Genomic DNA, 23,853 nt, shown 5'->3' with positions numbered 1-23,853 from the left:
CTCACCCGGATTGCTACGCAATCCGACCTCTCCCCGCGCGCGGGGAGAGGTTAGGCAGCGCTTGTGGCAACGCCGCCCATCCCCGACCGCTGCGCGCGCCCTCTCCCGCCTGCGGGAGAGGGCGGGGTGAGGGCGCGCCGAGCACGGCGCCCGCTTACGTCCACAACCTGATCAGCGCCCCATCCCTGCCGCCGACCGGATCGCTGTCCGGTAGCGCGACCTGCGGAATGCTCTTCAGCGCCCGCTGATAATTGCCCGGCGTCGGCCTTGTCACCTGCATCTCCGCGCCGGGTGGATAGCCGCCGACGACCTGAAAGTCATGCGTTGCGAACAGCCGCTTGTGGCCGGTGCCGGCCGGCAGCACCGCAACGTCGCCGGGCTTCAGCTCGATCGCCTCGCCCTGTTCGCCGCCGAACAGCACCAGCGCATGGCCACGCGCGACGCCGAGCGCCTCGTGCACCGTGGCGTGGTAATGCGTGTAGTCGAAGATGCCGTTGCGCCACATCTGCTGGCCCCAGCCGTTGCGCTCGAACAGCTGCTCGATCGCCGCGGCCGGGTCCGGCCGTGAGACATCCACCGCCTGCTTGTAGATCAGCAGCGGCAGCGGATTGTTCGGCACCAGCCCGTCGTCGTCGAACCGATAGGCGTGCGGCATCGTCTGGTCGCGGACGAGCGACATGATCACTCCGGCGATTGTTGTGATATGCCGGAGACAACGTCACGACGCCGCGGCGGTTCCGGTCGGCAGGTCGAACACCAAGCAGGTCGTGGTCGCGTGCGCCAGCAACCGTCCGTTGCGGTCGGTGATACGCGCTTCGGCGGTGGCGGCGCGTCGGCCGACATTCAGCGTACGTCCCTCGGTGCGCACCGCTCCGCTGGTCTCGCTCATGCCGCGAATGAAGCTGATCTTGAACTCCAGCGTGGTGTAGCCCTGGCCCGGCTTCAGCATGCTCTGCACGGCGAGCCCCATCGCCGAGTCGAGCAGCGTCGCCGCGTAGCCGCCGTGCACCGAGCCGATCGGATTGTAGTGGCGCAGGCCCGGCACCGAATGCAGAACGATCAGTCCCGGCTCGGCGGTCTGGTCGAACGGCTCGATGGTCTGCATGATCGGCGGCGCCGGCAATTCGCCGGCGAACATGCGGCGGATGAAGTCGAGCCCCGACATCGACGCCATCACCTCCACCGGAGTCACGCCGTAGTTTTTCGCCGTATTACTCGCGTCCATGACGTCTCTCCCTTTGAATGACGTTTGTCATACCAAAGACGCGCCGCAGTTTCCAGCCTGCGTATCGCGGCGCCGGAGCGGTGTGTCAGATGAGCGCGGGCGCGGCGACGAAGCGGCCGCGCTGCTGCATCGTCGTCAGCACGGCGTGCAGGTCGGGCAGCACCGCGGCGCATTTGCCGCGGGTGGCGGCGTCGGGCTGCAGCATGTCGGGCACCATCAGGGTGATGGCGCCGGCGCTGGCGGCCGCGGCGACGCCGACGCTGGAATCCTCCACCGCGACGCAGTTCCGCGGCGCGCTGCCGATGCGCTGTGCCGCCAGCAGATACAGGTCCGGCGCCGGCTTGCCGTGCGCGACGTCGTCGCGCGTCAGCACCATGTCGAACCGCGCGCGGATGCCCGCCAGCGTCAGATGCTGGTCGGCGGTCTTGCGCGACGACGACGTCACCACCGCCATCCGGCAGCGCGCGCCCTGCAGCGTGTCGAGCAGTTCCAGCGTGCCGGGCTTCACCGGCAGGCCGGTGGCGAACCGCGCGTCGCGCTTGCGCACGAAGGCGCGATTGATGTCGGCGAGCGGCAGGGCGTCGCCGTAGCGCGCGACCAGCAGCGCCTGGCATTCCGGGCCGGGCAGGCCGATCATGCTGTGGCAGGTGGCGATCGCGTCGGGCAGGCCGAATTCGTCCAGCGTTTCGCTGAGGCTGTCGAGATAGACGCGCTCGGTGTCGACCAGCGTGCCGTCCATGTCGAGCAGCACCGCCTCGATGATCCAATCCGTCACGCGCTCACACCTCGTCTCCCGAACGCCGGCTCGCCGTCGCCAGCTCGCGCATGCAGTCCGGGCACAAACAATCCGCCGCATCCGCCGGCATCGGCAGCGTCACCGCCTCCGCCGCGCACCAGCACTGCGCATCCATCGTACAGCCGAACTCCGCCCCGCATCCGGCGCAGATCAGGCGGCGGGGCTGGGGAAGGGAGGAGGACAGCGCGGTCATCATGGCAGTTTAGCGCCGGGCACCGGGATGTGTAAGGGTCTCGCGCAATCGACTCACGAAAGAGCCGCCTCGCCCAGCCACACACACACCGTCATTCCGGGGCGCGTGCAGCGCGAACCCGGAATCCCGATATTTGGGTAAAGGCCGGTGCAGCAGAACGCCGCGGGATTCCGGGTTCGCTCGCTGGCGCGAGCGCCTCGGAATGACGGCGGAGGCCGACTCACGTTATCATCGCCTGTGGCGCGGCCCACGCCTCCCCCCTCCAACGGGAAAGTATCTGTCATACCGGGCCGGATGATCATCGAACCGACTGTCGGGCGCGAGCATAAGGAGGGATTGCAGACATGGCCCGCACCAGGAGGTTCTCGATATGCGACTGTCTGCTCCTCTTTATCGTCTGAAGCGCGACGCCAAATTGCTGTCGCGCGATCAGAACATTCCGCTGCACGCCGCGCTCGACCGCGTCGCCGCGCAGCAGGGCTTCGCTCGCTGGAGTCTGCTGGCGAGCAGCCACGCGCACGGTCGCGCCGCGCGGCTGCTTGCGCAATTGAAGCCCGGCGACATGGTGCTGGTCGGCGCGCGGCCGGGGCAGGGCAAGACGGTGCTCAGCGTCGAACTTGCTGTTGAGGCGATGAAAGCGGGGCAGCGCGCCGCGTTCTTCACGCTCGAATACACCGAGGCCGAGACGCTCGACCGTTTCAGGGCGGTTGGCATCGATCCGTGGGTATTCACCGGCCTGCTCGATCTCGATACGTCGGAAGCGATCTGCGCCGATCACATCGTGGCACGTCTAGCGACGGCGCCGCGCGGCACGCTGGCGGTGATCGATTATCTGCAGCTGCTCGACCGGCGCCGCGATACACCGGACCTCGCCACGCAGGTTCGCGCATTGCACGCCTTTGCCCGCGCCCGGGGGATCGTGTTCGTCGTCATCTCGCAGATCCACCGCTCGTTTGATCCGAAGGCGAAGAGCTGCCCGGATCTCGCCGACGTGCGCTTGATCAACGACCTCGATCTGAAGCTATTCTCGAAGACGTGCTTCCTCCATGCCGGAGAAATCAAATTCGCTGAGGTGAACTAAGCGACGCGATTACTTCTAGCAGCAGAGTCGAGTTTGCCCCGCCACACACACCGTCATTCCGGTGCGCGCGCAGCGCGAACCCGGAATGACGGTGTTGGGATGAGGGCTGGTGCCGCAGAACACTGCGAGATTCCGGGTTCGCGCGCGAAGAGCGCGCGCCCCGGAATGACGGCAACTGCTGGCTCTTGACAAACTTCGATTTTGGATTATATTCCCATTACCTCATCCCATCGAGGGGCGTTTCCTGGGACGCTTGGAGATGTGGGGTGAGGCGGTGGCGCCTGCGGGCGCGGGGCAGACGTTGCCCTGCGCACTCGGGAGCCCCGGGTCGCCGTCCGGGCCCACTACGGGGCTCTGCCGCTGATGCCGGCTGGACGCGGCGCAGGTGAAGGCGGGGAAATCCCGCCGGAGGCGGACCTTCGGGTCCGATGCTGCGCCCGGAAGAACGGCCCCGGGGTTAAAAATCGCCACGGTGGAGCGTCGAAAGGCGTTTCCGCGGCCTCTGATCGCCGGCGATCCGGCGAGCATGCTGCGGCACTACACAAGGTCGCGCCTTTCGGCGCTCCGCCTCCCTCGGCCTGGCGGCCGGCGCGGAGGTCCTCCGGGCCGGCCGCTCTCGCGATCCACATCGCGGGCGCCGATCGCGCATGCCCGCTGCAATTTCATCTCAGAACGACACATCGAAGGAGATCGCATCATGGCGAAGACGGCCGCATGGGACGACGCGTTTCTCAAGCAATGCGAGGAGAGCGACCGCAACGAAGCGCTGGATGCGCTGAGCGATGCCGACTGGCGGCAGGCGAGGCGGCAGCTGTTTCAGGAATTGTCCGATACGTTCGCCGGCTTCGTCACCTGCCCGAGCGCAAAATGTCGACGCGCGCGGCGCTGCGTCGGCGACGGGCCGGCGTGTTGTGCGCAGCTCCGGATCGGCATCCCGGCGGACGTCGAGCGGACTCTGTGCGACGAGATCTATCGCGAACTGCAGGAGGCCCGTCGTGATGCCGAACGCGGCGTCGACACGTTGCGATGATCCGCGAGGCCAACGACGTTCCTGACCGGGATTCCGGGTTCGCTCGCTTGCGCGAGCGCCCCGGAATGACGGTGCTTGCGGCGATGCTACCCCTTGGTGATCGTATCGATCTCCGCCATCTCCTCGGCGCTGAGTTGCCAGCTCGCGGCCTTGACGTTCTGCTCGATCTGTTCGGGCGTGGTGGCGCCGGCGATCACGCTGGAGACTTGCGGGCGGCAGGCGAGCCAGGAGAAGGCGAGGTCGAGCAGCGAATGGCCGCGCGCCTCGGCAAAGGCCTTGAGCTTGTCGACGATGTCGAGGTTGGCCTCGGTGAAGTAACGATCGCGGATCGCCGGCATCTTGGCGAAGCGGGTGTTGGCGGCGATCTCGGCGCCGCGCTGATACTTGCCGGTCAGGAGGCCGCTGGCCAGCGGGAAGAACGGCAGCAGGCCGAGCTTGTACTCCTGCGCGGCCGGCAGCAGGTCTTTCTCGATGTCGCGGACCACGAGGCTGTATTCGTCCTGGCACGACACGTAGCGATGAGTGCCGAGCGCGCGGGCGACGTATTCGGCTTCGGCGATGCGCCAGGCCGGGAAGTTGGAATTGCCGATGTAGCGCACCTTGCCGGCGCGGATCAGGTCGTCGAGCGCGCGCAGGGTCTCGTCGATCGGCGTCAGCGGATCGTAATCGTGCTGCTGATACAGGTCGATGTAATCGGTCTTCAGCCGCGTCAGGCTGGCCTCGACGGCGGCCACGATGTAGCGCCGCGACGCGCCCTGCTTGGTGCCGTCGGCGGCCATCGGCTTCGAAAACTTGGTCGCCAGCACGATGTCCTTGCGGCGGTCGCCGAGCACGTTGCCCAGCACGGTCTCGGAGCCGCCCTGGCCCGCATAGATGTCGGCGGTGTCGAACAGCGTGACGCCGAGATCGATCGCCTTGTAGATCACCTTGCGCGAGGTGTCGGGATCGGTGCGCTGGCCGAAATTGTTGCAGCCGAGGCCGACCAGCGACACGCGCAGGCCGCTGCCGCCGAGATTACGAAGTTGCATGATGAGTCCTGTACGGAACGCGGGAGCCTCGATTGTGGCCCGCGCGTCGCGGCGGAGCAAGGCGCCGAACGCGCCGCAGCTCTGCGCGGCTCAGGCCGGTTCGAGCTGTGCCTCGCCCTGCGGCGCAGCGGCGGCGGCCGGACGGGTGGCGATCTCGCCCTGCACGCCGGCGCGGCGCGCCGCCTCGCACATCCGCCGCACCGACAGTTCGGCGTCGCGCGCGATCGCCTTGCGGTCGGCGCTGTGCGCAATCGGCTCGCCCCAGCTCACGGTGACGTCGATCGCGCCGGCCGACAACAGGCCGATGAAGTGCGGGATCAGGTCGGCGTCGCCGTACCAAGCCACGCGCTCGCGCAGCTCGCGGCCGATCGGCAGGCCGCCGAAGCCGGTGTAGGTGACGGCCATCGGCTGCACGCCGATCGCGCTGGTCGTCTCGTCGCCGAGCGCGTGATGCACGGCGCCGATCAGCGCCGAGCGGAACGGCAGCACGCGGCTGCCGTCGCTGGAGGTGCCCTCGGCGAACAGCACGATGGCTTCGCCATCGGCCAGCCGCGCGCCGATTTCGGCGGTGGCCTCGCGGGTGCGCTGCCGGGCCTGCCGGTCGATGAACACGGTGCGCTGCCACTTCGCCAGCGCGCCGAACACCGGCCAGCCGGCGACCTCGCTCTTGGCGACGAACGACACCGGCGCCATCGCCGAAATCACACAGATGTCGAGCCAGGAGACGTGATTGGCGAGGATCAGCACTGGGCCGCTGCCGTGGCGGCGGCCGACCTGGCGGATCCGCACGCCGATCAGCCGGCACACGATGCGGTGATACAACTGAGGGATGGTACGTTGAATGCGCCACCCGTAACGCAGCGCCAGCAGATGAACGGGAAGCAGCGCCAGCGTCAGCGGCACCACGCAGGCAATCACCAGGACAAAACGGATCATTGCAATATCGCCAGCTCAAAAAGGTGCGGCCCCGGTCAGACGCGGCGACTGACGGGGACCGCTGGGGGACGCTGATCGGCGACGGGGGTCACGATCAAACGCGTGCATAACTTAGCGGTACATTGTTACATGGAGGTGACGTATCAAGGCGGCGGCGCGCCGGCGCCGGCCCACTCCCGCGGCCTCGCCGTGCAATTGCATCACTCGTCCCGCCGCTTCGGCATCGGGATACTCCCACCTGCCGTTCCGTGCGGGAACCGCCTTGCGCGAACGGTGTTACCACTCGGTTTTCTGAAAGGCTCGCAATGCCCCCCAGCTTCATCCCGCCGAATCTGCTGCCGATCCTGATGCTGCTCGGCTCCAACATCTTCATGACCTTCGCCTGGTACGGCCATCTCAAGCACAAGTCCGCGTCGCTCCCCCTGGTGATCATGGTGAGCTGGGGCATCGCTTTCTTCGAATACTGGCTGGCGGTGCCGGCGAATCGCTGGGGCAGCGAGGTGTATTCGCCGGCGCAGCTCAAGACCATGCAGGAAGTGATCACGCTGGTCGTGTTCGCCGGCTTCTCGGTGTTGTACCTGAAGGAGCCGCTCGGCTGGAATCACGCGCTCGGCTTCGCCTTCATCGCGCTCGGCGCTTACTTCATCTTCCACAAATGGGGTTGATAATCACGCGATCGTGGTCGTGCGGTGCTGCGCGCGATACAGCCGCGGCGTGGTGCCGACCGCTTTTCGGAACGCCCGGTTGAAATTCGCCTGTGACGAGAATCCGGTCGCATAGGCGATCTCCGCGAGCGACTGGCGATCCGTCGCCAGCAGCCGCTTGGCGAGATCGAGCCGCTGCCGGCTGACATACTCGTGCGGCGCGCAGCCCGTCGCCGCCTTGAAGCTGCGCGAAAAATGCGCCGGGCTCATGCAGGCGATCGAGGCAAGATCGTTGACGGTGAAGTCGCGCTCCGACGATGCGCTGATGAAGTCCGTGACGCGCGCCAGCCGCCGCGCATCGAGCGGCCGGTTCGCCGCCTGCGTCTGCCTCAGCCGGACCGCCGTGTCCGCATACGTGTGCACCAGATGCGCCGACAGGGCGCGGCCGAGGCTCTCGACCAGCAGGCGGCCGGTCGACGTCTCCTCCGCAAGCTCCGCGAGGATCCGGTCGGCGACGTGCTCGATGAAGATGTCGTGGTCGATCGCCTCGTAGCGGATCGCGATCCCGGCCGGGTCGATATCCATGTCCCGCAGCATCGTGTCCTCGAACGGCCGCCCGGGCAGGAAGATGTGCAGGCATTCGTGGATCTGGCTCTCGACCCGGATGAAATCCTCGCGGATTCCGGCGGGGCACAGCCAGACCGTGCCGCGCCGGCCGTAGGTCCGCTGCCGCATCCCGGCGCCTTCCCGATCGACCACCGAACTGCCGCGCAATAGCACGGCGATCTCGGTGTCCCGCGGCAGCAGCGACGGCAGGTCGCCGGACTCGTGACTCCACCGCTCCGCGAGCAGGTGGGACCAGCGCCGGTCGTTCGAAGTCTGGAGCATTCTGCCGGTAACATATTTATCGACAGAATTGCCGAGCATCCCCATCGTGAATCTCCACAGATTGACGCGAGTGCAGGCAAGAGCAGTCCAGGCAAGCAATTACCATGCCACGGACGGTGCCTTCCGTCCACGGCAGATTTGGAAAACAACCAAGCAGGTTAGGAAAGCCACGCGGCCCCGGGTGCCTCATCCTTGCGCAGGTTTTTGAACGTGCCCATGGAGGAAGCTGATGGCCCGGACCACCGTCGTAGGCGCCTGCCCCCACGATTGCCCCGATACGTGTTCCATGATCACCACCGTCGAGGACGGCAAGGCGATCGCGGTGCGCGGCAATCCCGACCACCCGTTCACGCGCGGGCGGCTTTGCGTGAAGGTCAACAACTACGAGGAGCGCGTCTACAGCGATAAGCGCGTGCTGTATCCGATGAAGCGTGTCGGGCCGAAGGGCACCAAGCAGTTTCAGCGCATTTCCTGGGACGAAGCGATCGACACCATTGCGTCCAAGTGGAAATCGATTATCGCCGAGCACGGCGCGCAGGCGATCCTGCCCTACAGCTATTTGGGCACGCAGGGCGTGATCAACGGACTGAACGTCGGAGATCCGCTGTTCAACTCGCTCGGCGCCACCGTGCTGGAGCGGACGTTCTGCGATTCCGGCTCGTGCACCGCCTATCTGCTGACGATCGGCCATACGCCGGGCGTCGATCCGGAAAGCTTCGTGCACTCGAAGTACATCATCCTGTGGGCCTGCAACACGCTCAGCACCAATTCGCACCACTGGCCGTTCATCGAGCAGGCCAAGAAGAACGGCGCCAAGCTGGTGGTGATCGATCCGGTGAAGACACGCACCGCGCGGCTGGCCGACTGGCACATCCCGATCCGCCCCGGCACCGATGCGGCGCTGGCGCTGGCGATGATCCACGTGATCATCAAGGAGAATTTGGTCGATCGCGATTACATCGACAAATACACGGTCGGTTACGACGAGCTGGTCGAGCGCGCCACAACCTACACGCCGGAATTTGCCGCGCAGGAGACCGGCATTCCGGTCGAGGACATCCTGAAGCTGGCGCGTGAATACGCCACGACTCCGCCCGCGGTGGTGCGCATCGGCGTCGCGGTCGAGCGCCATGCCGGCGGCGGTCAGACGGTGCGGGCGATCGCCTGTCTGCCGGCGCTGATCGGCGCCTGGAAGCACGTCGGCGGCGGCCTGCTGCAGCTGCCGATCTGGGCCTTCCCGGTGAAGTGGGAAGTCTTGATGCGGCCCGAGCTCGCGCCGGAGAACATGCGCGTACTCAACTCCTGGCGGCTCGGCGCAGCGCTGACCGGCGAGCTCGGCTTCGATCCGCCGATCAAGGCGTTGTTCGTCTACAACGCCAATCCGATGGCGATGGTCACCGAGCAGGACAAGATCGAGAAGGGGCTCGAGCGCGAGGACCTGTTCACCGTCGTCAGCGAACATTTCATCACCGATACGGCCAAGTACGCCGACATCGTGCTGCCCGCGACCACGCAGCTCGAACAGAAGGACATCATGTTCTCCTGGGGGCATCTCTATCTGTCCTACAACAATCAGGCGATCGAGCCGCTCGGCGAAGCGGTGCCGAACACCGAGCTGTTCCGCCGCCTCGCCAAAGCGATGGGCATCACCGACCCGAGCTTCTTCCGCACGGACGACGAGATGATCGAGGCCGCGCTGGATTGGACCAATCCGGTGCTGCAAGGGATCACCCTGGACGACGTCAAGGCCAAGGGCTATTCGCGGCTCAACATGCCGGCGCCGGCCGACTGGGCGCCGCATCGCGACGGCAATTTCCCGACCGCGACCGGCAAGGTCGAGTTCAAGTCGACCATCGCGGAGGGCGGCAACTTCGTCGCGCCGCTGTTCCGGCAGGGCTACAATGGCGATCAGGATGGCAGCCCGATCGATCCCTTGCCGCACTACATCTCGCCGAACGAGAGCGCACGTACGGCGCCGCAACTGGCCGAGCGCTATCCACTCAGCCTGATCTCGCCGAAGAGCCACGCCTTCCTCAACTCGAACTACGGCAACCTGCCGGCGCAGACCGCGCAGGCCGGCGAAGAGCAGGCGGTGATCCTCAATCCGGACGATGCGGCGACGCGCGGCATCGAAGCGGGAGCGCCGATCCGCGTGTTCAACGATCGCGGGTCGTTCGAGGCCTATGCGACGGTGTCGGCCGACGTGATGGCCGGCGTCGTGGTGGCGCCATCCGGCTATTGGCAGCGCTCGAACCGTAAGGGCGCGACCGTGCATGCGCTGACGCCGCCGGCCTTCGCCGATCTCGGCCGCGCGCCGACCTTCTCCGACGTGCTGGTGCAGGTCGGGCGGCTGTAAACGGGCGCACATCGTCAGGCCGGCGCCGCGCGGCGTCGGCCCTTTCCTCTTACCAACATCGGAGTTCCGACGATGACTCACGTCGTGACTGATAATTGCAAGGGCTGCCGCTACACTGAATGTGTGACGGTGTGCCCGGTCGAGTGCTTTCACCTCGACGGCACGATGACCTATATCGATCCCGAGAACTGCATCGATTGTGGCGGCTGCGTGCCGGCGTGCCCGGTCGGCGCGATCGAGCCGGACTATCGGCTCGCCGCCGACAAGAAGTTCTGGATCGGCGTCAACCGCAAGCGCGTCGCCGAGACGCCGGTGATCACCGCGCGGCTGCCGCCGCTGCCCGGCGCCGACGAACGCCGGCAGGCGCTCGGCCGATGAGTTCGCCGTTTCACGTCGCCGTGGTCGGCAGCGGCCCGAGCGGCTTCTATGCGGCCGAGGCGTTGCTGCGATCCGGCGCGGCGATCGCGGTGGATATGTTCGAACGACTGCCGGTGCCTTATGGTCTGGTGCGGTTTGGCGTTGCGCCCGATCACCCCAAGCTCAAGCTGGTCAGTCTGACCTTCGACAAGATCGCGGCGCTGCCGGGCTTCAACTTCATCGGTGGGGTCGCCGTCGGCGAGGACGTGACGATCGACGAAATGCGCTCGGCCTATGACGCCGTCGTGCTCGCGACCGGCGCCGATCTCAGCCGGCCGCTCGGCATCCCCGGCGAGGCACTGCCTGGATGTTACTCTGCCGGCGAGTTCGTCGCCTGGTACAACGGCCATCCCAATCATCGCGACCGCAGTTTCGATCTCAGCCACGAGGTCGCGACCGTCATCGGCCACGGCAACGTCGCGCTCGACGTTGCGCGCATTCTGTCGAAGACCGTGGACGAGTTGCGACATACCGACATCGCGACCCATGCGCTCGACGTGCTGGCCGAGAGCCGGGTGCGCGAAGTCCATGTCGTCGGCCGCGGCGGGCCAACGCAGGCCAAGTTCGGCGCCAAGGAGCTGCGCGACTTCCTCAGCCTCGCGCAATGCGACGCCGTGGTCGATCCGCGCGAACTCGCGACCGTGCCCGACGCGGCCGGCGATCCGGAGCAGGACGAGAAGCTGTCGCTGCTGCGCAGCTTCGCGCAGCAAGCGCCGGCCAAGCCGCGGCGCTGCCTGTTCCGCTTTGGCCTGGCGCCGGTCGAGATCCAGGGCGAGCAACGTGTCGAAGCCATCCGTTTCGCGGGCCAGGATCGCACGGCAGAGCAGATCGCCTGCGGCGCCGTCTTCAGCAGCATCGGCCGCCGCACGGCGCCGCTGGACGGCGTGCCTTACGATGCCGTGCGCGGCGTGCACGCCAATGTCGACGGCCGCATCACGCGCGGCGATCAGGTGGTGCAGGGGCTCTACGTCTGCGGCTGGAGCAAGCGCGGCCCGAGCGGCACGATCGGAACTAATCGGGCCTGCGGAATGGCCACCGCCGACGCGGTGCTGGCCGATCTCGCGACCGGCGCGCCCCGCTTCGGCAATCGTCCCGACGCGTTGCTGGGGCTGCTTCGGACGCGTGTGCCGCGTCTGATAAGCTATCAGGATTGGGGGACGATCGACGCCGAAGAGAAACGGCGAGGGGCCGTGGGTGGACGGCCGCGAGACAAGTTCGTCCGTGTCTCCGAGATGATCGCTACGTTGGATTCGTCGGTGGACGCTTAGGTCGGTTCCTATCGTTAGCGCGGGGGCGCTGATTTGTCGCGCCGTCCCGCTCTCACCCCGGTGGTGTTCGCGACTGCGTGTTCGGTGGCGAACTAACAGGTCGTGGGCTGCGACATCATCGCTTCTCTCGAACGAAGTCGATGCGTTGACTGGCGCGTTTACGCCATGGTCAATTCGTCGAAACAATCCGGCGAGGGAGAAGCGCGTGGCAGAAACGATCAGCAAGACGAACCGTCGCAGCATTCTCAAGGGCGCGCTCGCTGCCGCCGCGGCTCCGGCGCTGATCGGTCCTGCTCTGGCGCAACAGAAGGTGAGTTGGAAAGTCCAGGCGCATTGGCCGAAGGCGTCCGGCTCGTTCAACGACAGCCTCGGCGCGCTCGCCAAGGAACTTGCCGCGCGCACCGACGGCCGCTTTACGCTGGAGACGTACGGCGCCGGCGAAATCGCCAAGGACCGCGAGATCTACAACGTCGTGCGCCGCGGCGTCGTGCAGATGGGCACGATCTCGCCGGCCTATATTCTCGGCGAAGCGCAGGCGATGGGGCTGCTCTACGGCGTTCCCGGCACGCTGCGCGAGCCGTGGGAGATGATGCACTTCACCAAGAATCTCGGCGTTGAAAAGCTGGTTAATGACGAACTGCGGCCGAAGGGCGTGGTGATCATGGCCGAGAAGGCGTACCCGACCGAAGTGGTGCTCAAGCGCAAGATCAACTCGGCCGCCGAACTCGGCTCGCTCAAGATCCGCTCGGCGGGCGCGATGCTCGAGTATTTCGCCGCCGCCGGCGCGTCACCGCAGCAGGTCGCGGGTCCCGAGATCTATCAGGCGATTTCGACGGGCGTGGTCGATGGCGCGCATTGGGGCGCGGCGGTCGGTGCGCTGTCGATGAAATTCTGGGAAGTCGCGCCGTTCCACATGAAGCCGGCGCTCGGCATCACCAACGACGCCTGGATCGTCAACACCGCGGCGCTCGACAAGCTGCCGCCCGATCTGCGGCTGCAGTTCCTGTCGTTGATCGAGGAGCGCTATTTCCTGCGCTCGGTCGAGTATCAGCATCAGGAAGCGATGGCGCTCGCCACCGGGCGCGCCAAGATGAATGTCGAGGTCGTGCAGTTTCCGGATGAGGTGCTGGCGAAATTCGCCCAGGCGTCGAAGACGATCCTGCAGAAGGAAACTGCGAAGGGCGAGCACGCCGCCAAGGGCGGCGCCGCGCTGTCGAAGCTGATGGCGGATCTCGGCTACGGCTGAGGCCGCGACGATCGCCTCTTGAGCCCGCCGCCCATCTCGGCGCAGCTCTCCATCCGAGCCGTCCAGACGTATGCCAGCCGGGGCGCCGTTGACGTCCCGCTTCGCATCTGCCGAGCCATGAAAGTCCCCGCATGTTGAAGGTCGCCGCCGCTATCACCCAGCTCAACTCCTGGGTTGCGCGCGTTGCCGCATGGCTGATCGTGCCGATCTTCGTACTGCTGATGGCCGATGTGATCATGCGCTACGTCGTCGGCAGCGCGGCGATCTGGACGTCGGAGTTCGCGCAGTTGATCTTCGGCGTCTACGCCGTGGTGGCGGGCGGCTATTTGCTGGCGGAGCGGGCGCACGTCAACGTCGATATTTTCTACGGCAAGTTCAGCCGCGTGCAGAAGGCGAGGGTGGACCTCGCCACCTCGTTCCTGTTCTTCCTGTTTATCGGTGTGCTGATCTGGCAGAGCGCCGATATGGCGTGGGAGTCGGCCGCCAAGCTCGAGACTTCGTCGAGCATCTGGAATCCGTACATCTGGCCGGTGAAGCTGGCGATCCCGGTCGCCGGCGTGCTGCTGCTGCTGCAGGGCCTGGTGCGGATCGCGTCCGATATTCGCACGCTCGCCGGTCTCGACAACGACCCCGCTACGTTCGGCAAGCAGGCCGGCGACGCTTCCTCTCACTAGGACGATCCGGTGTCTGTCGAGCTTCTGACCTTCCTGTTCTTCGGTTCGCTGCTGGTGTTCCTGTTCATCGGCACGCCGCTGGTGTTCACGCTCGGCGGCATCTCGGTGATCTTCCTGTATTTCGCCATGGGGCCGGTCGGCTTCTACATCGTCGCGTCCAAATTCTGGGACTCGATGACGAACTTCACGCTGATCGCCATCCCGATGTACGTCTACATGGCGATGCTGCTGGAAAAGTCCGGCGTCGCGCAGAATCTCTACCGGATGATGCATGTCTGGTTCGGCGCGATGCGCGGCGGACTGGCGATCGGCACCGTGATGATCTGTGCGATCTTCGCGGCGATGAGCGGCATCAGCGGCGCCGCGGTGGTGACGATGGGGGCGATCGCGCTGCCACGCATGCTGGAGCGCGGCTACGACAAGCGGCTGGCGATCGGCGCCATCAATGCCGGCGGCGGTTGGGGCGTACTGGTGCCGCCGTCGATCCTGATGGTGCTGTACGCGATGCTGACCGAAGTGTCGGTCGGCCGGCTGTTCGCCTCGGGCATCGGCCCCGGCATCCTGCTCGTCGTGCTGGTGACGGTCTACATCATCGTGCGCGCCTGGCTGCAGCCGTCGCTGGCCCCGGCGCTGCCGCCGGAAGAACGCGGCGACTGGCGGCTGAAGCTGAGCACGCTGAAGGCGGTGGCATTGCCGATCCTGATCGTGCTGCTGGTGCTCGGCTCGATCTTCGGCGGCTTCGCGACGCCGACCGAGGCCGCGGCGCTCGGCGTGTTCGGCGCGCTGATTGCCTCCGCGGTGCATCGCAAGCTGTCGTATGCGGTGCTGTCGGATTCGGCGATGCAGACGCTGCGGCTGACCGCGCTGATCATGTGGATTCTGTTCGCCGCGCACGCCTTCTCGACCGCCTACACCACGCTCGGCGCCAACGAGCTGATGAACCATCTGGTGTCGCAGGTGCCCGGCGGCGAATGGGGTGCGCTGGTGTTCATCCTGGCGGTGCTGCTGCTGCTCGGCATGGTGCTCGATCCGGTCGGCATCATGCTGATCACGCTGCCGGTGTTCATGCCGGTGGTGCAGCTCTATGGCTGGGATCCGGTGTGGTTCGGCGTGATCTTCATCATGATGATGGAGATCGGCTACATGACGCCGCCATTCGGCTTCAATCTGTTCTACCTGAAGGCCGTGGCACCGCCGGACGTCAGCATGGGCGACATCTACTGGTCGGTCATCCCCTATGCGCTGGTGACGTTCCTCGGCGTGCTGATCGTGATCATGCTGCCGCAGATCGCGCTGTTCTTCCCGAACCTGTTCTTCGGGATGCCGCGCTGATCGCCCGAGCGTTCGCCCGGAAAAGCTATTCGTTCGCCGGCGTGACGCGCAGGATGCGGCCGGCGGCGTTGTCGGTGAGCAGCCAGAGCGCGCCGTCGGGGCCCTGGCGGACGTCGCGGATGCGCTCGTTGAGCGGCTGCAGCAGCCGCTCCTCGGCCGTCACCTTGTCGCCGGACAGCGACAGTCGCACCAGCATCTTGCCGGCCAGCGCGCCGACGAACAGGCTGCCGTTCCACTTCGGAAACAGCTTGCCGGTGTAGAACGCCATGCCGGAGGGTGCGATCGACGGCACCCAGTATTTGACTGGCTGCTCCATGCCGGGCTTGGCCGTGGCCTCGTGGATCTTGGCGCCGGAGTAATCGACGCCGTAGCCGATCACGGGCCAGCCGTAGTTCTTGCCGGGCGCGATGATGTTGACCTCGTCGCCGCCGCGCGGGCCGTGCTCGATCTCCCACAGTCTGCCGTCGGCCGGGTTGAAAGCGAGCGCCTGCGCGTTGCGGTGACCCCAGCTCCAGATCTCCGGCCTGGCGCCGTCGCGGCCGACGAACGGATTGTCCTTGGGAACGCTGCCGTCCGGCGCGATCCGAACGATCTTGCCGAGATGATTGCCGAGGTTCTGCGCCTCGTCGCGGCTGCTGAAGTGTTCGCCCAGCGTGACGAGCAGATGGCCGTCCGCGCCTTGCGCGATCCGGCAGCCATAGTGGTTGCCGCTCGACAGCGGCCCATCCTGGCGGAAGATAATTCTGACCGAACTCAGCGACGGATCATCGCCATCCTCCAGTGCCGCGCGCGCCACTGCGGTGCGGCCGCCGCTCCGTCCGCCGTCATTGGCGCGCTCGGAATAGCAGAAATAGATCGTGCGGTTGGCGCTGAACTCCCGGTCGGTGACGACGTCGAGCAGGCCGCCTTGGCCGACCGCCCACACATCGGGCACGCCTGTGACAGGGGGCGACAGCGCCCCCTGCGGCGACACCACCCGCAGCCGGCCCGGCCGCTCGGTGACCAGCGCACGGCCCTCCGGCAGAAACGCCAAACCCCACGGATAGGCGAGGTTGTCGGCGAATGTCTTCACCGCCAGCGCTCCGGCGGAGGATCTGAACGACGTCGGCTCGCCGCTGCTCTTGGTGGCGATCAGGAACGAGGCGATGATCACCGTGGCGGCGGTGAGCGAACCGGAGACCCAGACCAGCAGTGCCTTCATCGCAGGGCCTCCACGCGACATCACAGCGGCCGCAGCCGGACTTCGCCGCTCAGCGGCGGCGGCGTAATCAATCGGGAGCGGAGTTCAGTTGGCAAACGGCATCGCCATGCTCGACTGTGTCGAGGCGACGGCCAGCAGCAGGATCACGCTGAGCAAGACGACGGCCACCGCCAGCGATGCGGCGACGGCGCGCATCAGCCGGAGTGAGCCGAAAGGCTTCGAACGCGGGACGAATCCGGCCTCCGGGCCGGGCGACCGAGTCATGACCAAATCCTCGCAAGCGCCGGCGAATCACCGCGCAAACGAGATTTTCCTGTGATCCCAGGCATTTATAGGGCGCTACAGGCGCAATCGTGTCGAATTCGCGGCAAAATCGCTGAGAAATGGCGAATTCGGTCAGGCTTCAGCGGCGAAATCCGCATGGTCGTGCGGTGCGGCGAGCGGGGTCCAGTCCATCGTCACGAATCCCGGCGTCTGCTCGACCCGTCGCAGCCAGGCATTGACCGACGGGAAGGTCGACAGATCGAAGTCGCATTGGTCGGCGACGTGGGTGTAGCCGTACAGCGCGATGTCGGCGATGGTGAGCTGGCCGGCCGCGAAGTAATCGTGGGTCTTGAGGTGATTTTCCATCACCTGCAGCGCCGCGTAGCCGCGCTCCAGCCAGTCTTCCAGCGCGTGCGTCTGCAGGTCGCGGCCACCCTTGACCAGGCACAGCCAGAAATACGCGGATCCGATATTCGGCTCGAGCGCGTGCTGTTCGAAGAACATCCACTGCAGCGCCTCGGCGCGGTCCATCCGTGTATCCGGCGCCAGCGAGGTGCCGACGGCCAGATACCAGAGGATGGCGTTGGACTCGGCGAGGTAGCGGCCCTGCGCGACTTCCAGCAGCGGCACCTGGCCGCTCGGATTCTTGGCGAGGAAATCCGGCGTGCGGCTCTCGCCGCGCAGGATATCGACCTCGATGCAACGATACGGCGCGTCGAGGAACGCCAGGGCCAAGCGGGCCTTGTAGCTGTTGCCGGAGCGCTGCATCGAATAGAGCTTGTACATCTACATCGCCGTCGATCGTTTGCCGTCGCGCCGGAGCGTCGGCGCTTGTCGCTGTGGAAAGCGGTCAAACAATGATGCCGATGGCGGCAGGTCGCAAGGCCCCGGGCCTGGAAAAAGTCGAATGCGTGCTGCATCGCACGCGTCCGGAGCACCTTGGATCGTCCCTGGTCACACTTGCGCGATGCGTCCGTCCGCCGCGCTCGCAGCGTCGCGATGGTGAAGCGCCCTGGCGAAGACCAGCCCGTACAACGCGAGCGAGATCAGCAGGCCGAGCGACACGGCCGTCATGCCCGCGATGCTGCGCGTCAGCAATGGGATGACCCAGGCTGCGGCCAGCGCCGAGATCTCATAGCGGCGAAAACCGCCGGCGACGCCGGCGCTCACCATGAAGGCGATGGCCGGACCGAGCAGCATCAGGTCGTAGTCGAGCGTATGCGGCGAAGCCAGCAATGTCGCCAGCACCAGGAGGGCGTTCCTGACCGCGTCGTCGCCAGGCTTGCGCCATGCCCACACCGTGCCGCCGATGATGGCGACGGACAGGGCGGCCTGCAGGCCGTAGGCGAGCGGGATGCTGCCGCCCAACATCCGTACCGAGGCGAACGCGCTCTGCAGCTTCTCGAAGCCGACGTTGCCCTGCTCCAGCAACAGCTTGCGTGACATCTCGGCCGAGGCCGCGAAGCCCGACCAGATATCCAGGCCGAAAGCGAAGGTCGCGGCCGCCACCAGCGCCACGACGGTGACGGCGGCGGCCGCGAAGCTTCGCCATCGTCCCGCCGCCACCAGCGCCAATGGGATCACCAGGGCGAATTGCGGCTTGTAGGCCAGCAGGGCGAACAGGATGCCGGCGAGGACAGGCTGTGGCCGCAGCAGGCACAGCGCCGCGCCGAGCAGTCCGGCGGTGAGAAATCCGTTCTGGCCATGGCCGAGATTGACGAACACCGCCGGAAACGCCGCCGCCACCGGCAGCCATAGCGCCGCCACCGCATCGGTGGCGCGGGCGCGTCGCAGGATCGCGCCGATCACCGCGAGATACAGCGCGAAGCCCGCGGCCTGCCAGACAGCCAGGGCGAGCCAATACGGCAGCAGCGCCAGCGGCGTCGCGACCAGCAGGAAGAACGGCGGGTACAGCCAGCTGTAGTAGGGGGTGTCGGGGCCGAACAGCTGCTGCTCGCGGGCGTAGTGGGCGGCGGGGCTGTAGACGTCGTCGGCTTTGCCTTCCAGCACCAGCGAACCGGCCGCGTAGAAGCTGGAAAAGTCGGTGCCGATCGGCTTGCCGTTGCGATCGATCAGCCCGTCGGACAGCGCAACCCAGCCAATCATCGCGGCTGCGCAGATGCCACCCATCAGCAGGCTGTAGATCCGCACCCGCTCCCGGGTCAGCCAGCCGCCGGTCGCAAATTGTTGCCAGAATCGAGACATTTGCGCTCGCGCAGGGAGGGGGCGAAGGGCACCTTAGCGGCGGCCTTTTAAGGCTTCCTGAACCGCTCGGGCTTTGATCGCCGCCGCACCAAGCTTCTTGCGATGCAACGAGCCCCCGCCTAGTGTATGAGCATTCCCCGTCAGAACTTGAAGAGTCGCGCCTTCCGCCGGCTCATGACGGCTGCAAGGAGATAACGATGTCGTTCCTGTCCGCCTCGCTCGATCGTGTGAAGCCGTCCGCGACTATCGCGGTCACGGACAAGGCACGCGAGCTGAAAGCGGCGGGCCGCAATGTCATCGGGCTCGGCTCCGGCGAGCCGGATTTCGATACCCCGGCGAACATCAAGCTGGCGGCGATCCACGCTATCGAGGCGGGCAAGACCAAGTACACCGCGGTCGACGGCATTCCCGAGCTGAAGCAGGCGATCATCGACAAGTTTCAGCGCGAGAACGGCCTGGCCTACAAGCCGAACCAGATCATCGTCGGCACCGGCGGCAAGCAGGTGCTGTACAACGCGCTGATGGCGACCATCAATCCGGGCGACGAGGTGATCATCCCGGCGCCGTATTGGGTCAGCTATCCGGAGATGGTGGCGCTCGCCGGCGGCGAGAGCGTGCCGGTGGTCTGCACCGCCGAGCACGGCTTCAAGCTGCAGGCCGCGGCGCTGGAAGCGGCGATCACGCCGAAGACCAAGTGGATCATCCTCAACTCGCCGTCGAACCCGACCGGCGCGGCCTATTCGCGCGACGAGCTCAAGGCGCTGACCGACGTGCTGGTCAAGCACCCGCATGTCTGGGTGATGACCGACGACATGTACGAGCATCTCGTCTATGACGACTTCAAGTTCACCACCCCGGCGCAGATCGAGCCCAAGCTGTTCGATCGCACGCTGACGGTGAACGGCGTATCGAAGTCGTATTGCATGACCGGCTGGCGCATCGGCTATGCGGGCGGCCCGGCGTCGCTGATCAAGGCGATGGCGACCATTCAGTCGCAGTCGACCTCGAACCCGTCCTCGATCGCCCAATGGGCCGCGGTCGAAGCGCTCAATGGTCCGCAGGACTTCATCGCCGCTCACAACAAGGTGTTCAAGGAGCGCCGCGACCTCGTGGTGTCGATGCTGAACCAAGCCTCCGGAATCGAGTGTCCGCGGCCGGAAGGCGCGTTCTACGTGTATCCGTCCTGCGCCGGCACGATCGGCAAGACCGCGCCGTCGGGCAAGACCATCGAGACCGATCAGGACTTCGTCACCGAGCTGCTCGAAGCCGAAGGCGTTGCGGTTGTGCAGGGTTCGGCGTTCGGCCTCGGCCCGGCGTTCCGCATCTCCTACGCCACCAAAACGTCCGACCTCGAGGACGCCTGCAAACGCATCCAGCGCTTCTGTGGAAATCTGCGCTGATCGCTCAACCGCGCGTTCATTAAAAAGCGGCAAGATCCACTAGATTTATTCTGGTGTCGCGGAACTGCCTTGTTTTGGCCAAGACAGTTCCTTCTTGTCGCCGCCGTACAATTCAATCCCCGAAATGCGGAGTTCTGTTCAATGTCCATCTCAAGACTGTTCGGTGTTGCTGCAGTCGCGCTCGTCGCAACCGTCGCCAGCGCAAGCGCGCAGGAGCGGCTGCAGGTCGGCGTGATCGAATGCGCCGGTGGCCCGAACGTCGGCTACGTCGTCGGCTCGACCACTCAGCTCGAATGCGTGTTCAAGACCGACGGCCGTCGTCCGGAGCCGTACGTCGCCACGGTGCAGCGCATCGGCGTCGACCTCGGCTTCACCCAGAACACCGGCCTCGCCTGGGCCGTCTACGCGCCGACCCGCCAGGTCGGTCGCGGTGACCTCGCCGGCAGCTTCGGCGGCGTCGGCGCCAACGCCTCGTTCGGCGTCGGCTTCGGCGGCAACCTGCTGATCGGTGGCTCGGGCAACGCCTACGCGCTGCAGCCGCTCAGCCTGCAGGGCCAGACCGGCCTCAACGCGACCGCCGGTATCGTCGACGTGCAGCTGCGCGCCGTCGAGATGCCGCGCAAGTACCGCAAGCACAAGCGGCACCATCGCCACCACCGCTGATCATCGCTGCACGACAGCGATGTGACGAAGGGCCCGCCTCGCGCGGGCCCTTTTGTTTTGGCGCTGCGCGTTTGGACGATCGGGAACTGTCATTGAAGATTCGCCGTCGCTGTGACTAGATGCGAGCTGCTTCGCATGCGGCGGGCGCACCGGCTGGATCGCGACGATCTGTGGCATCCGTCGGAGCTCGAATATCTGCGAACTATCCGCAAACTATCAGCATCACGTCGAACCGGAGAAAACCATATGCGCCGCTTATCGCTTCTGCTCGGTGCCGCCGCCACCCTGATCGCCAGCGCCGCTCACGCCCAGAACCGCGTGCAGGTCGGCGTGCTCGAATGCCGCGGCGGCGCCAGCATGGGCTTCATCGTCGGCTCTGTCACCAATCTCGGTTGCGTGCTGCACGTCAACGGCCGCCCCGATACGCCTTATGTCGCCACTGTCCGCAAGGTCGGCCTCGATATCGGCCTCACCGAGCAGACCGCGCTGGCCTGGGGCGTGTTCGCGCCGGTCGAGCGCTTCGGCCCCGGCGATCTCGCCGGCAACTACGCGGGCGCGCAGGGCTCGGCCGCGATCGGCGTCGGCGCCGGCGCCAACGTGCTGGTCGGCGGCTCGTCGAATTCGATCGCCCTGCAGCCGCTCAGCCTGCAGGGCCAGACCGGCGTCAACGTCGCGGTCGGCCTGCAGGAGCTCGAGCTGCGTCCGGGCCGCTAACTCGTTTCGTCGCTGCGGCGCACCCTGCGTGCGCCGCAGCGATTTGCTTGCTGTCCTTGATTTTGCTCAAGGGGAACGTCACCGCATCGTAATTTTTCGCGCTTGCCAAGCGTCGTTCATTGCGGAAGCATCCCGTCTTGCCGACCCAATCATGGGCCGAGCTCCAGAAGAAGGAGGCGGCGATGGGACAAGACGTCAGAAGTCCCCGTGGTCCCCGGTGCATCGCACTGGTGGGCCCATTCCAAAGCGGAAAAACCACACTACTCGAAGCGATCCTGGCCCGCACCGGCGCGGTGCCGCGTGCCGGTTCGGTCGACGCCGGCACTTCGGTCGGCGATGCCAGCCCGGAGGCGCGACATCACAAGATGGGGCTCGGTCTCACTGCGGTGACGACGCAGTTCATGGGAGAGACCTACACGTTCCTCGATTGTCCCGGCTCCGTCGAATTCGCGCACGACATGCGCGCGGCGCTGCCCGCCGTCGACGCCGCGATCGTGGTGTGTGAGGCCGACGAGCGTAAGCTGCCGCAGTTGCAGTTGATCCTGCGCGAACTCGAAGATCTCGGCATTCCGCGCTTCCTGTTTCTCAACAAGATCGATCGCGCCAACAAGCGTATTCGCGAAGTGCTCGACAGCCTGCAGCCGGCCTCGCGCATCCCGCTGGTGCTGCGCCAGATCCCGATCTGGAACGGCGAACTGATCGCCGGCTATGTCGACCTCGCGTTGGAGCGCGCCTTCGTTTATCGCGAGCACAAGCCGTCCGAAGTGATCGCGCTCGAAGGCGGCGATCTCGATCGCGAGAAGGAAGCCCGCTTCTCGATGCTGGAGAAGCTCGCCGATCACGACGACTCGCTGATGGAGCAGTTGCTCGAAGATATCCCGCCGCCGCGCGACGCGGTGTTCGACGATCTCGCACGCGAGTTGCGCGAAGGCCTGATCTGCCCGGTGCTGCTCGGTTCTGCACTGCGCGAGAACGGCGTGATGCGGCTGCTCAAGGCGCTGCGCCACGAAGCGCCCGATATCGCCGAAACAGCGGCGCGGCTCGGCGTCGCCTCGACCAAGGAGGCGATCGGCTACGTCTTCAAGACCAATCACCTGCAGCACGGCGGCAAGCTGTCGCTCGCCCGCGTGTTTGCCGGCACGCTCAACGACGGCGACACGGTGCTGTCCTCGGCCGGCGAGTCGGCGCGGGTCTCGGGCATACAGGCGGTGGGTGGCGGGCACGACGGCAAGCGCTCGTCTGCCGGCGCCGGCGACGTGGTCGCGCTCGGCAAGCTCGATGCGATCAAGACCGGCGACACCTTCGGCAACGGCAAGGCCGCCCCGGCGGCACTGGTCGAGATCACCGCGGCGCCGCCGGTGCTGGCGATGGCGCTCGCCGCAGCCGACCGCAAGGACGACGTCAAGCTCGGCCAGTCGCTGCAGCGGCTCGCGGAAGAGGACCCGTCGCTCACCGTGATCCACGATCCGCAGACCCACGACATCGTGCTGTGGGGCCAGGGCGAGATGCATCTGCGCGTCGCGCTGGAGCGGCTCAAGGAGCGTTACGGCGTCAGCGTCAAATCGCATCCACCAGCGATCGGCTATCGCGAGACCATCCGCAAAGCCGCCACCCAGCGCGGCCGGCACAAGAAACAGTCCGGCGGCCACGGCCAGTTCGGCGACGTCGTGCTCGACATCAAGCCGCTGCCGCGCGGCGAAGGCTTCGTGTTCGCCGAGACGGTGGTGGGCGGCGCGGTGCCGCGCAACTATATCGGCGCGGTCGAGGAGGGCGCTGCTGACGGCCTGCGGATGGGGCCGCTCGGCTTCCCGGTGGTCGACGTCCACGTGACGCTGACCGACGGCTCGTATCACAGCGTCGACTCCTCCGATCAGGCGTTCCGCACCGCGGCGCGGATCGGCATCACCGAGGCGCTGCCGCAGTGCCAGCCGGTGCTGCTGGAGCCGATTCACACCGTCGAGATCGTCTGCCCGACCGACGCCACCGCCAAGGTCAACGCCATCCTGTCCGGGCGGCGGGGCCAGATCCTCGGCTTCGACACCCGCGACGGCTGGGCCGGCTGGGACGTGGTGCGCGCCACCATGCCGGAGGCCGAGATCGGCGACCTGATCGTCGAGCTGCGTTCGGCCACCGCCGGCGCCGGCAGCTTCACCCGCAGCTTCGACCACATGGCCGAGGTCTCCGGGCGCACCGCCGACCAGATCATCGCGGCGCACCGTCAGGTCGCCGCCTGATCGACCCGCGTTAGAGACGAAACGGCTTCAATGATGTGCCAAGCATCATTGAAGCCGT

At 66.4% G+C, this 23,853-nt stretch carries 24 protein-coding genes; 14 read left to right on the top strand and 10 right to left on the bottom strand.

Annotated features, from left to right (window positions below):
* Positions 1-154 precede the first annotated feature (154 nt).
* From IP86_RS09495 to IP86_RS09480, 4 genes are all read right to left on the bottom strand, one after another.
* The gene (locus tag IP86_RS09495) at positions 155-679 is read right to left on the bottom strand and encodes a hypothetical protein (RefSeq protein WP_054162280.1); all 525 of its coding nucleotides are present in this window, start codon (positions 677-679) and stop codon (positions 155-157) included.
* Positions 680-718: 39 nt separating this feature from the next.
* A complete protein-coding gene (locus IP86_RS09490; protein ID WP_054162271.1) occupies positions 719-1,225 on the bottom strand; it encodes a PaaI family thioesterase in 507 nt (168 codons plus the stop codon).
* Between the two features lie 85 nt (positions 1,226-1,310).
* A complete protein-coding gene (locus IP86_RS09485) occupies positions 1,311-2,000 on the bottom strand; it encodes an HAD family hydrolase (RefSeq protein ID WP_283804773.1) in 690 nt (229 codons plus the stop codon).
* A 4-nt stretch (positions 2,001-2,004) separates the two neighbouring features.
* Positions 2,005-2,217, bottom strand: coding sequence for a hypothetical protein (locus tag IP86_RS09480; RefSeq protein WP_156332451.1), 213 nt, complete (start codon positions 2,215-2,217; stop codon positions 2,005-2,007).
* A gap of 367 nt (positions 2,218-2,584) precedes the next feature.
* Here IP86_RS09480 and IP86_RS09475 point away from each other — a divergent pair, with 367 nt between their 5' ends.
* Positions 2,585-3,295 carry a DNA helicase gene (locus IP86_RS09475; protein ID WP_054162270.1) on the top strand — a complete coding sequence of 237 codons (711 nt, stop codon included), beginning with the start codon at positions 2,585-2,587 and terminating at the stop codon, positions 3,293-3,295.
* A gap of 697 nt (positions 3,296-3,992) precedes the next feature.
* Positions 3,993-4,325, top strand: coding sequence for a hypothetical protein (locus IP86_RS09470; RefSeq protein ID WP_054162269.1), 333 nt, complete (start codon positions 3,993-3,995; stop codon positions 4,323-4,325).
* Positions 4,326-4,411: 86 nt separating this feature from the next.
* Here the strand turns inward: IP86_RS09470 and IP86_RS09465 are convergent, their stop codons facing one another.
* Positions 4,412-5,353: an aldo/keto reductase gene (locus IP86_RS09465; protein WP_054162268.1), complete on the bottom strand. Its 942-nt coding sequence runs from the start codon at positions 5,351-5,353 to the stop codon at positions 4,412-4,414.
* Positions 5,354-5,443: 90 nt separating this feature from the next.
* Positions 5,444-6,289 (bottom strand): lyso-ornithine lipid O-acyltransferase, encoded by an 846-nt coding sequence (olsA, locus tag IP86_RS09460; RefSeq protein ID WP_054162267.1) that lies wholly within the window; start codon positions 6,287-6,289, stop codon positions 5,444-5,446.
* Positions 6,290-6,594: 305 nt separating this feature from the next.
* Here olsA and IP86_RS09455 point away from each other — a divergent pair, with 305 nt between their 5' ends.
* Positions 6,595-6,954, top strand: coding sequence for a DMT family protein (locus IP86_RS09455; protein WP_054162266.1), 360 nt, complete (start codon positions 6,595-6,597; stop codon positions 6,952-6,954).
* A gap of 3 nt (positions 6,955-6,957) precedes the next feature.
* On the opposite strand, the gene IP86_RS09450 is transcribed toward IP86_RS09455, so the two are convergent.
* A complete protein-coding gene (locus IP86_RS09450; protein WP_245290580.1) occupies positions 6,958-7,821 on the bottom strand; it encodes a helix-turn-helix domain-containing protein in 864 nt (287 codons plus the stop codon).
* 229 nt (positions 7,822-8,050) lie between these two features.
* Between IP86_RS09450 and IP86_RS09445 the strand changes: the two genes are divergently transcribed.
* The 6 genes from IP86_RS09445 (at position 8,051) to IP86_RS09420 (ending at position 15,114) form a co-directional block, all read left to right on the top strand.
* Positions 8,051-10,177: a molybdopterin-containing oxidoreductase family protein gene (locus IP86_RS09445; RefSeq protein ID WP_054162264.1), complete on the top strand. Its 2,127-nt coding sequence runs from the start codon at positions 8,051-8,053 to the stop codon at positions 10,175-10,177.
* 72 nt (positions 10,178-10,249) lie between these two features.
* Positions 10,250-10,555 (top strand): ferredoxin family protein, encoded by a 306-nt coding sequence (locus IP86_RS09440; RefSeq protein ID WP_054162263.1) that lies wholly within the window; start codon positions 10,250-10,252, stop codon positions 10,553-10,555.
* The gene (locus tag IP86_RS09435) at positions 10,552-11,862 is read left to right on the top strand and encodes an FAD-dependent oxidoreductase (protein ID WP_054162262.1); all 1,311 of its coding nucleotides are present in this window, start codon (positions 10,552-10,554) and stop codon (positions 11,860-11,862) included. Before IP86_RS09440 ends, IP86_RS09435 begins: the two co-directional genes overlap by 4 nt.
* A 205-nt stretch (positions 11,863-12,067) precedes the next feature.
* A complete protein-coding gene (gene dctP, locus IP86_RS09430; protein ID WP_082363903.1) occupies positions 12,068-13,108 on the top strand; it encodes a TRAP transporter substrate-binding protein DctP in 1,041 nt (346 codons plus the stop codon).
* Positions 13,109-13,239: 131 nt separating this feature from the next.
* Positions 13,240-13,782, top strand: a complete 543-nt coding sequence (locus tag IP86_RS09425; protein ID WP_054162261.1) for a TRAP transporter small permease subunit — start codon at positions 13,240-13,242, stop codon at positions 13,780-13,782.
* A 9-nt stretch (positions 13,783-13,791) separates the two neighbouring features.
* The gene (locus tag IP86_RS09420; RefSeq protein ID WP_054162260.1) at positions 13,792-15,114 is read left to right on the top strand and encodes a TRAP transporter large permease; all 1,323 of its coding nucleotides are present in this window, start codon (positions 13,792-13,794) and stop codon (positions 15,112-15,114) included.
* Between the two features lie 25 nt (positions 15,115-15,139).
* Here IP86_RS09420 and IP86_RS09415 read toward each other — a convergent pair whose 3' ends face one another.
* A complete protein-coding gene (locus IP86_RS09415; RefSeq protein WP_054162259.1) occupies positions 15,140-16,315 on the bottom strand; it encodes a PQQ-dependent sugar dehydrogenase in 1,176 nt (391 codons plus the stop codon).
* 88 nt (positions 16,316-16,403) lie between these two features.
* On the opposite strand from IP86_RS09415, the gene IP86_RS09410 reads away from it, so the two are divergent.
* A complete protein-coding gene (locus tag IP86_RS09410) occupies positions 16,404-16,634 on the top strand; it encodes a hypothetical protein (protein ID WP_054162258.1) in 231 nt (76 codons plus the stop codon).
* A 77-nt stretch (positions 16,635-16,711) separates the two neighbouring features.
* On the opposite strand, the gene IP86_RS09405 is transcribed toward IP86_RS09410, so the two are convergent.
* Together IP86_RS09405 and IP86_RS09400 are read right to left on the bottom strand one after the other, a co-directional pair.
* Entirely contained in the window at positions 16,712-17,365 is a 654-nt protein-coding gene (locus IP86_RS09405; protein ID WP_054162257.1) for a glutathione S-transferase family protein, read from the bottom strand.
* A 168-nt stretch (positions 17,366-17,533) separates the two neighbouring features.
* On the bottom strand, positions 17,534-18,784 hold the full coding sequence (locus IP86_RS09400) for a glycosyltransferase family 87 protein (protein WP_054162256.1): 1,251 nt from the start codon (positions 18,782-18,784) through the stop codon (positions 17,534-17,536).
* Between the two features lie 197 nt (positions 18,785-18,981).
* Between IP86_RS09400 and IP86_RS09395 the strand changes: the two genes are divergently transcribed.
* The 4 genes from IP86_RS09395 to IP86_RS09380 all read left to right on the top strand — a co-directional run bounded on the left by IP86_RS09395 (position 18,982) and on the right by IP86_RS09380 (position 23,795).
* A complete protein-coding gene (locus tag IP86_RS09395) occupies positions 18,982-20,184 on the top strand; it encodes a pyridoxal phosphate-dependent aminotransferase (RefSeq protein ID WP_054162255.1) in 1,203 nt (400 codons plus the stop codon).
* Positions 20,185-20,325: 141 nt separating this feature from the next.
* Positions 20,326-20,847 carry a DUF992 domain-containing protein gene (locus IP86_RS09390; protein ID WP_054162254.1) on the top strand — a complete coding sequence of 174 codons (522 nt, stop codon included), beginning with the start codon at positions 20,326-20,328 and terminating at the stop codon, positions 20,845-20,847.
* 246 nt (positions 20,848-21,093) lie between these two features.
* Entirely contained in the window at positions 21,094-21,561 is a 468-nt protein-coding gene (locus IP86_RS09385) for a DUF992 domain-containing protein (RefSeq protein WP_054162253.1), read from the top strand.
* A gap of 182 nt (positions 21,562-21,743) precedes the next feature.
* Positions 21,744-23,795 (top strand): elongation factor G, encoded by a 2,052-nt coding sequence (locus tag IP86_RS09380; protein ID WP_054162276.1) that lies wholly within the window; start codon positions 21,744-21,746, stop codon positions 23,793-23,795.
* The last annotated feature ends 58 nt before the right edge of the window (positions 23,796-23,853 follow it).

This window comes from Rhodopseudomonas sp. AAP120, from assembly GCF_001295845.1.
Taxonomy (GTDB): domain Bacteria; phylum Pseudomonadota; class Alphaproteobacteria; order Rhizobiales; family Xanthobacteraceae; genus Rhodopseudomonas.
This window is presented reverse-complemented; position numbering and strand designations above follow the sequence as displayed.

Bases quoted from the DNA above. Each gene is read 5' to 3' on its own strand.
- IP86_RS09450 (WP_245290580.1), bottom strand. From the start codon at position 7,821: ATGCTCCAGACTTCGAACGACCGGCGCTGGTCCCACCTGCTCGCGGAG.
- olsA (WP_054162267.1), bottom strand. From the start codon at position 6,289: ATGATCCGTTTTGTCCTGGTGATTGCCTGCGTGGTGCCGCTGACGCTG.
- IP86_RS09390 (WP_054162254.1), top strand. From the start codon at position 20,326: ATGTCCATCTCAAGACTGTTCGGTGTTGCTGCAGTCGCGCTCGTCGCA.
- IP86_RS09475 (WP_054162270.1), top strand. From the start codon at position 2,585: ATGCGACTGTCTGCTCCTCTTTATCGTCTGAAGCGCGACGCCAAATTG.
- IP86_RS09465 (WP_054162268.1), bottom strand. From the start codon at position 5,353: ATGCAACTTCGTAATCTCGGCGGCAGCGGCCTGCGCGTGTCGCTGGTC.
- IP86_RS09490 (WP_054162271.1), bottom strand. From the start codon at position 1,225: ATGGACGCGAGTAATACGGCGAAAAACTACGGCGTGACTCCGGTGGAG.
- IP86_RS09425 (WP_054162261.1), top strand. From the start codon at position 13,240: ATGTTGAAGGTCGCCGCCGCTATCACCCAGCTCAACTCCTGGGTTGCG.
- IP86_RS09400 (WP_054162256.1), bottom strand. From the start codon at position 18,784: ATGTCTCGATTCTGGCAACAATTTGCGACCGGCGGCTGGCTGACCCGG.
- IP86_RS09405 (WP_054162257.1), bottom strand. From the start codon at position 17,365: ATGTACAAGCTCTATTCGATGCAGCGCTCCGGCAACAGCTACAAGGCC.
- IP86_RS09455 (WP_054162266.1), top strand. From the start codon at position 6,595: ATGCCCCCCAGCTTCATCCCGCCGAATCTGCTGCCGATCCTGATGCTG.
- IP86_RS09435 (WP_054162262.1), top strand. From the start codon at position 10,552: ATGAGTTCGCCGTTTCACGTCGCCGTGGTCGGCAGCGGCCCGAGCGGC.
- IP86_RS09495 (WP_054162280.1), bottom strand. From the start codon at position 679: ATGTCGCTCGTCCGCGACCAGACGATGCCGCACGCCTATCGGTTCGAC.
- IP86_RS09480 (WP_156332451.1), bottom strand. From the start codon at position 2,217: ATGATGACCGCGCTGTCCTCCTCCCTTCCCCAGCCCCGCCGCCTGATC.
- IP86_RS09440 (WP_054162263.1), top strand. From the start codon at position 10,250: ATGACTCACGTCGTGACTGATAATTGCAAGGGCTGCCGCTACACTGAA.
- IP86_RS09415 (WP_054162259.1), bottom strand. From the start codon at position 16,315: ATGAAGGCACTGCTGGTCTGGGTCTCCGGTTCGCTCACCGCCGCCACG.
- IP86_RS09445 (WP_054162264.1), top strand. From the start codon at position 8,051: ATGGCCCGGACCACCGTCGTAGGCGCCTGCCCCCACGATTGCCCCGAT.
- IP86_RS09395 (WP_054162255.1), top strand. From the start codon at position 18,982: ATGTCGTTCCTGTCCGCCTCGCTCGATCGTGTGAAGCCGTCCGCGACT.
- IP86_RS09380 (WP_054162276.1), top strand. From the start codon at position 21,744: ATGGGACAAGACGTCAGAAGTCCCCGTGGTCCCCGGTGCATCGCACTG.
- IP86_RS09385 (WP_054162253.1), top strand. From the start codon at position 21,094: ATGCGCCGCTTATCGCTTCTGCTCGGTGCCGCCGCCACCCTGATCGCC.
- IP86_RS09470 (WP_054162269.1), top strand. From the start codon at position 3,993: ATGGCGAAGACGGCCGCATGGGACGACGCGTTTCTCAAGCAATGCGAG.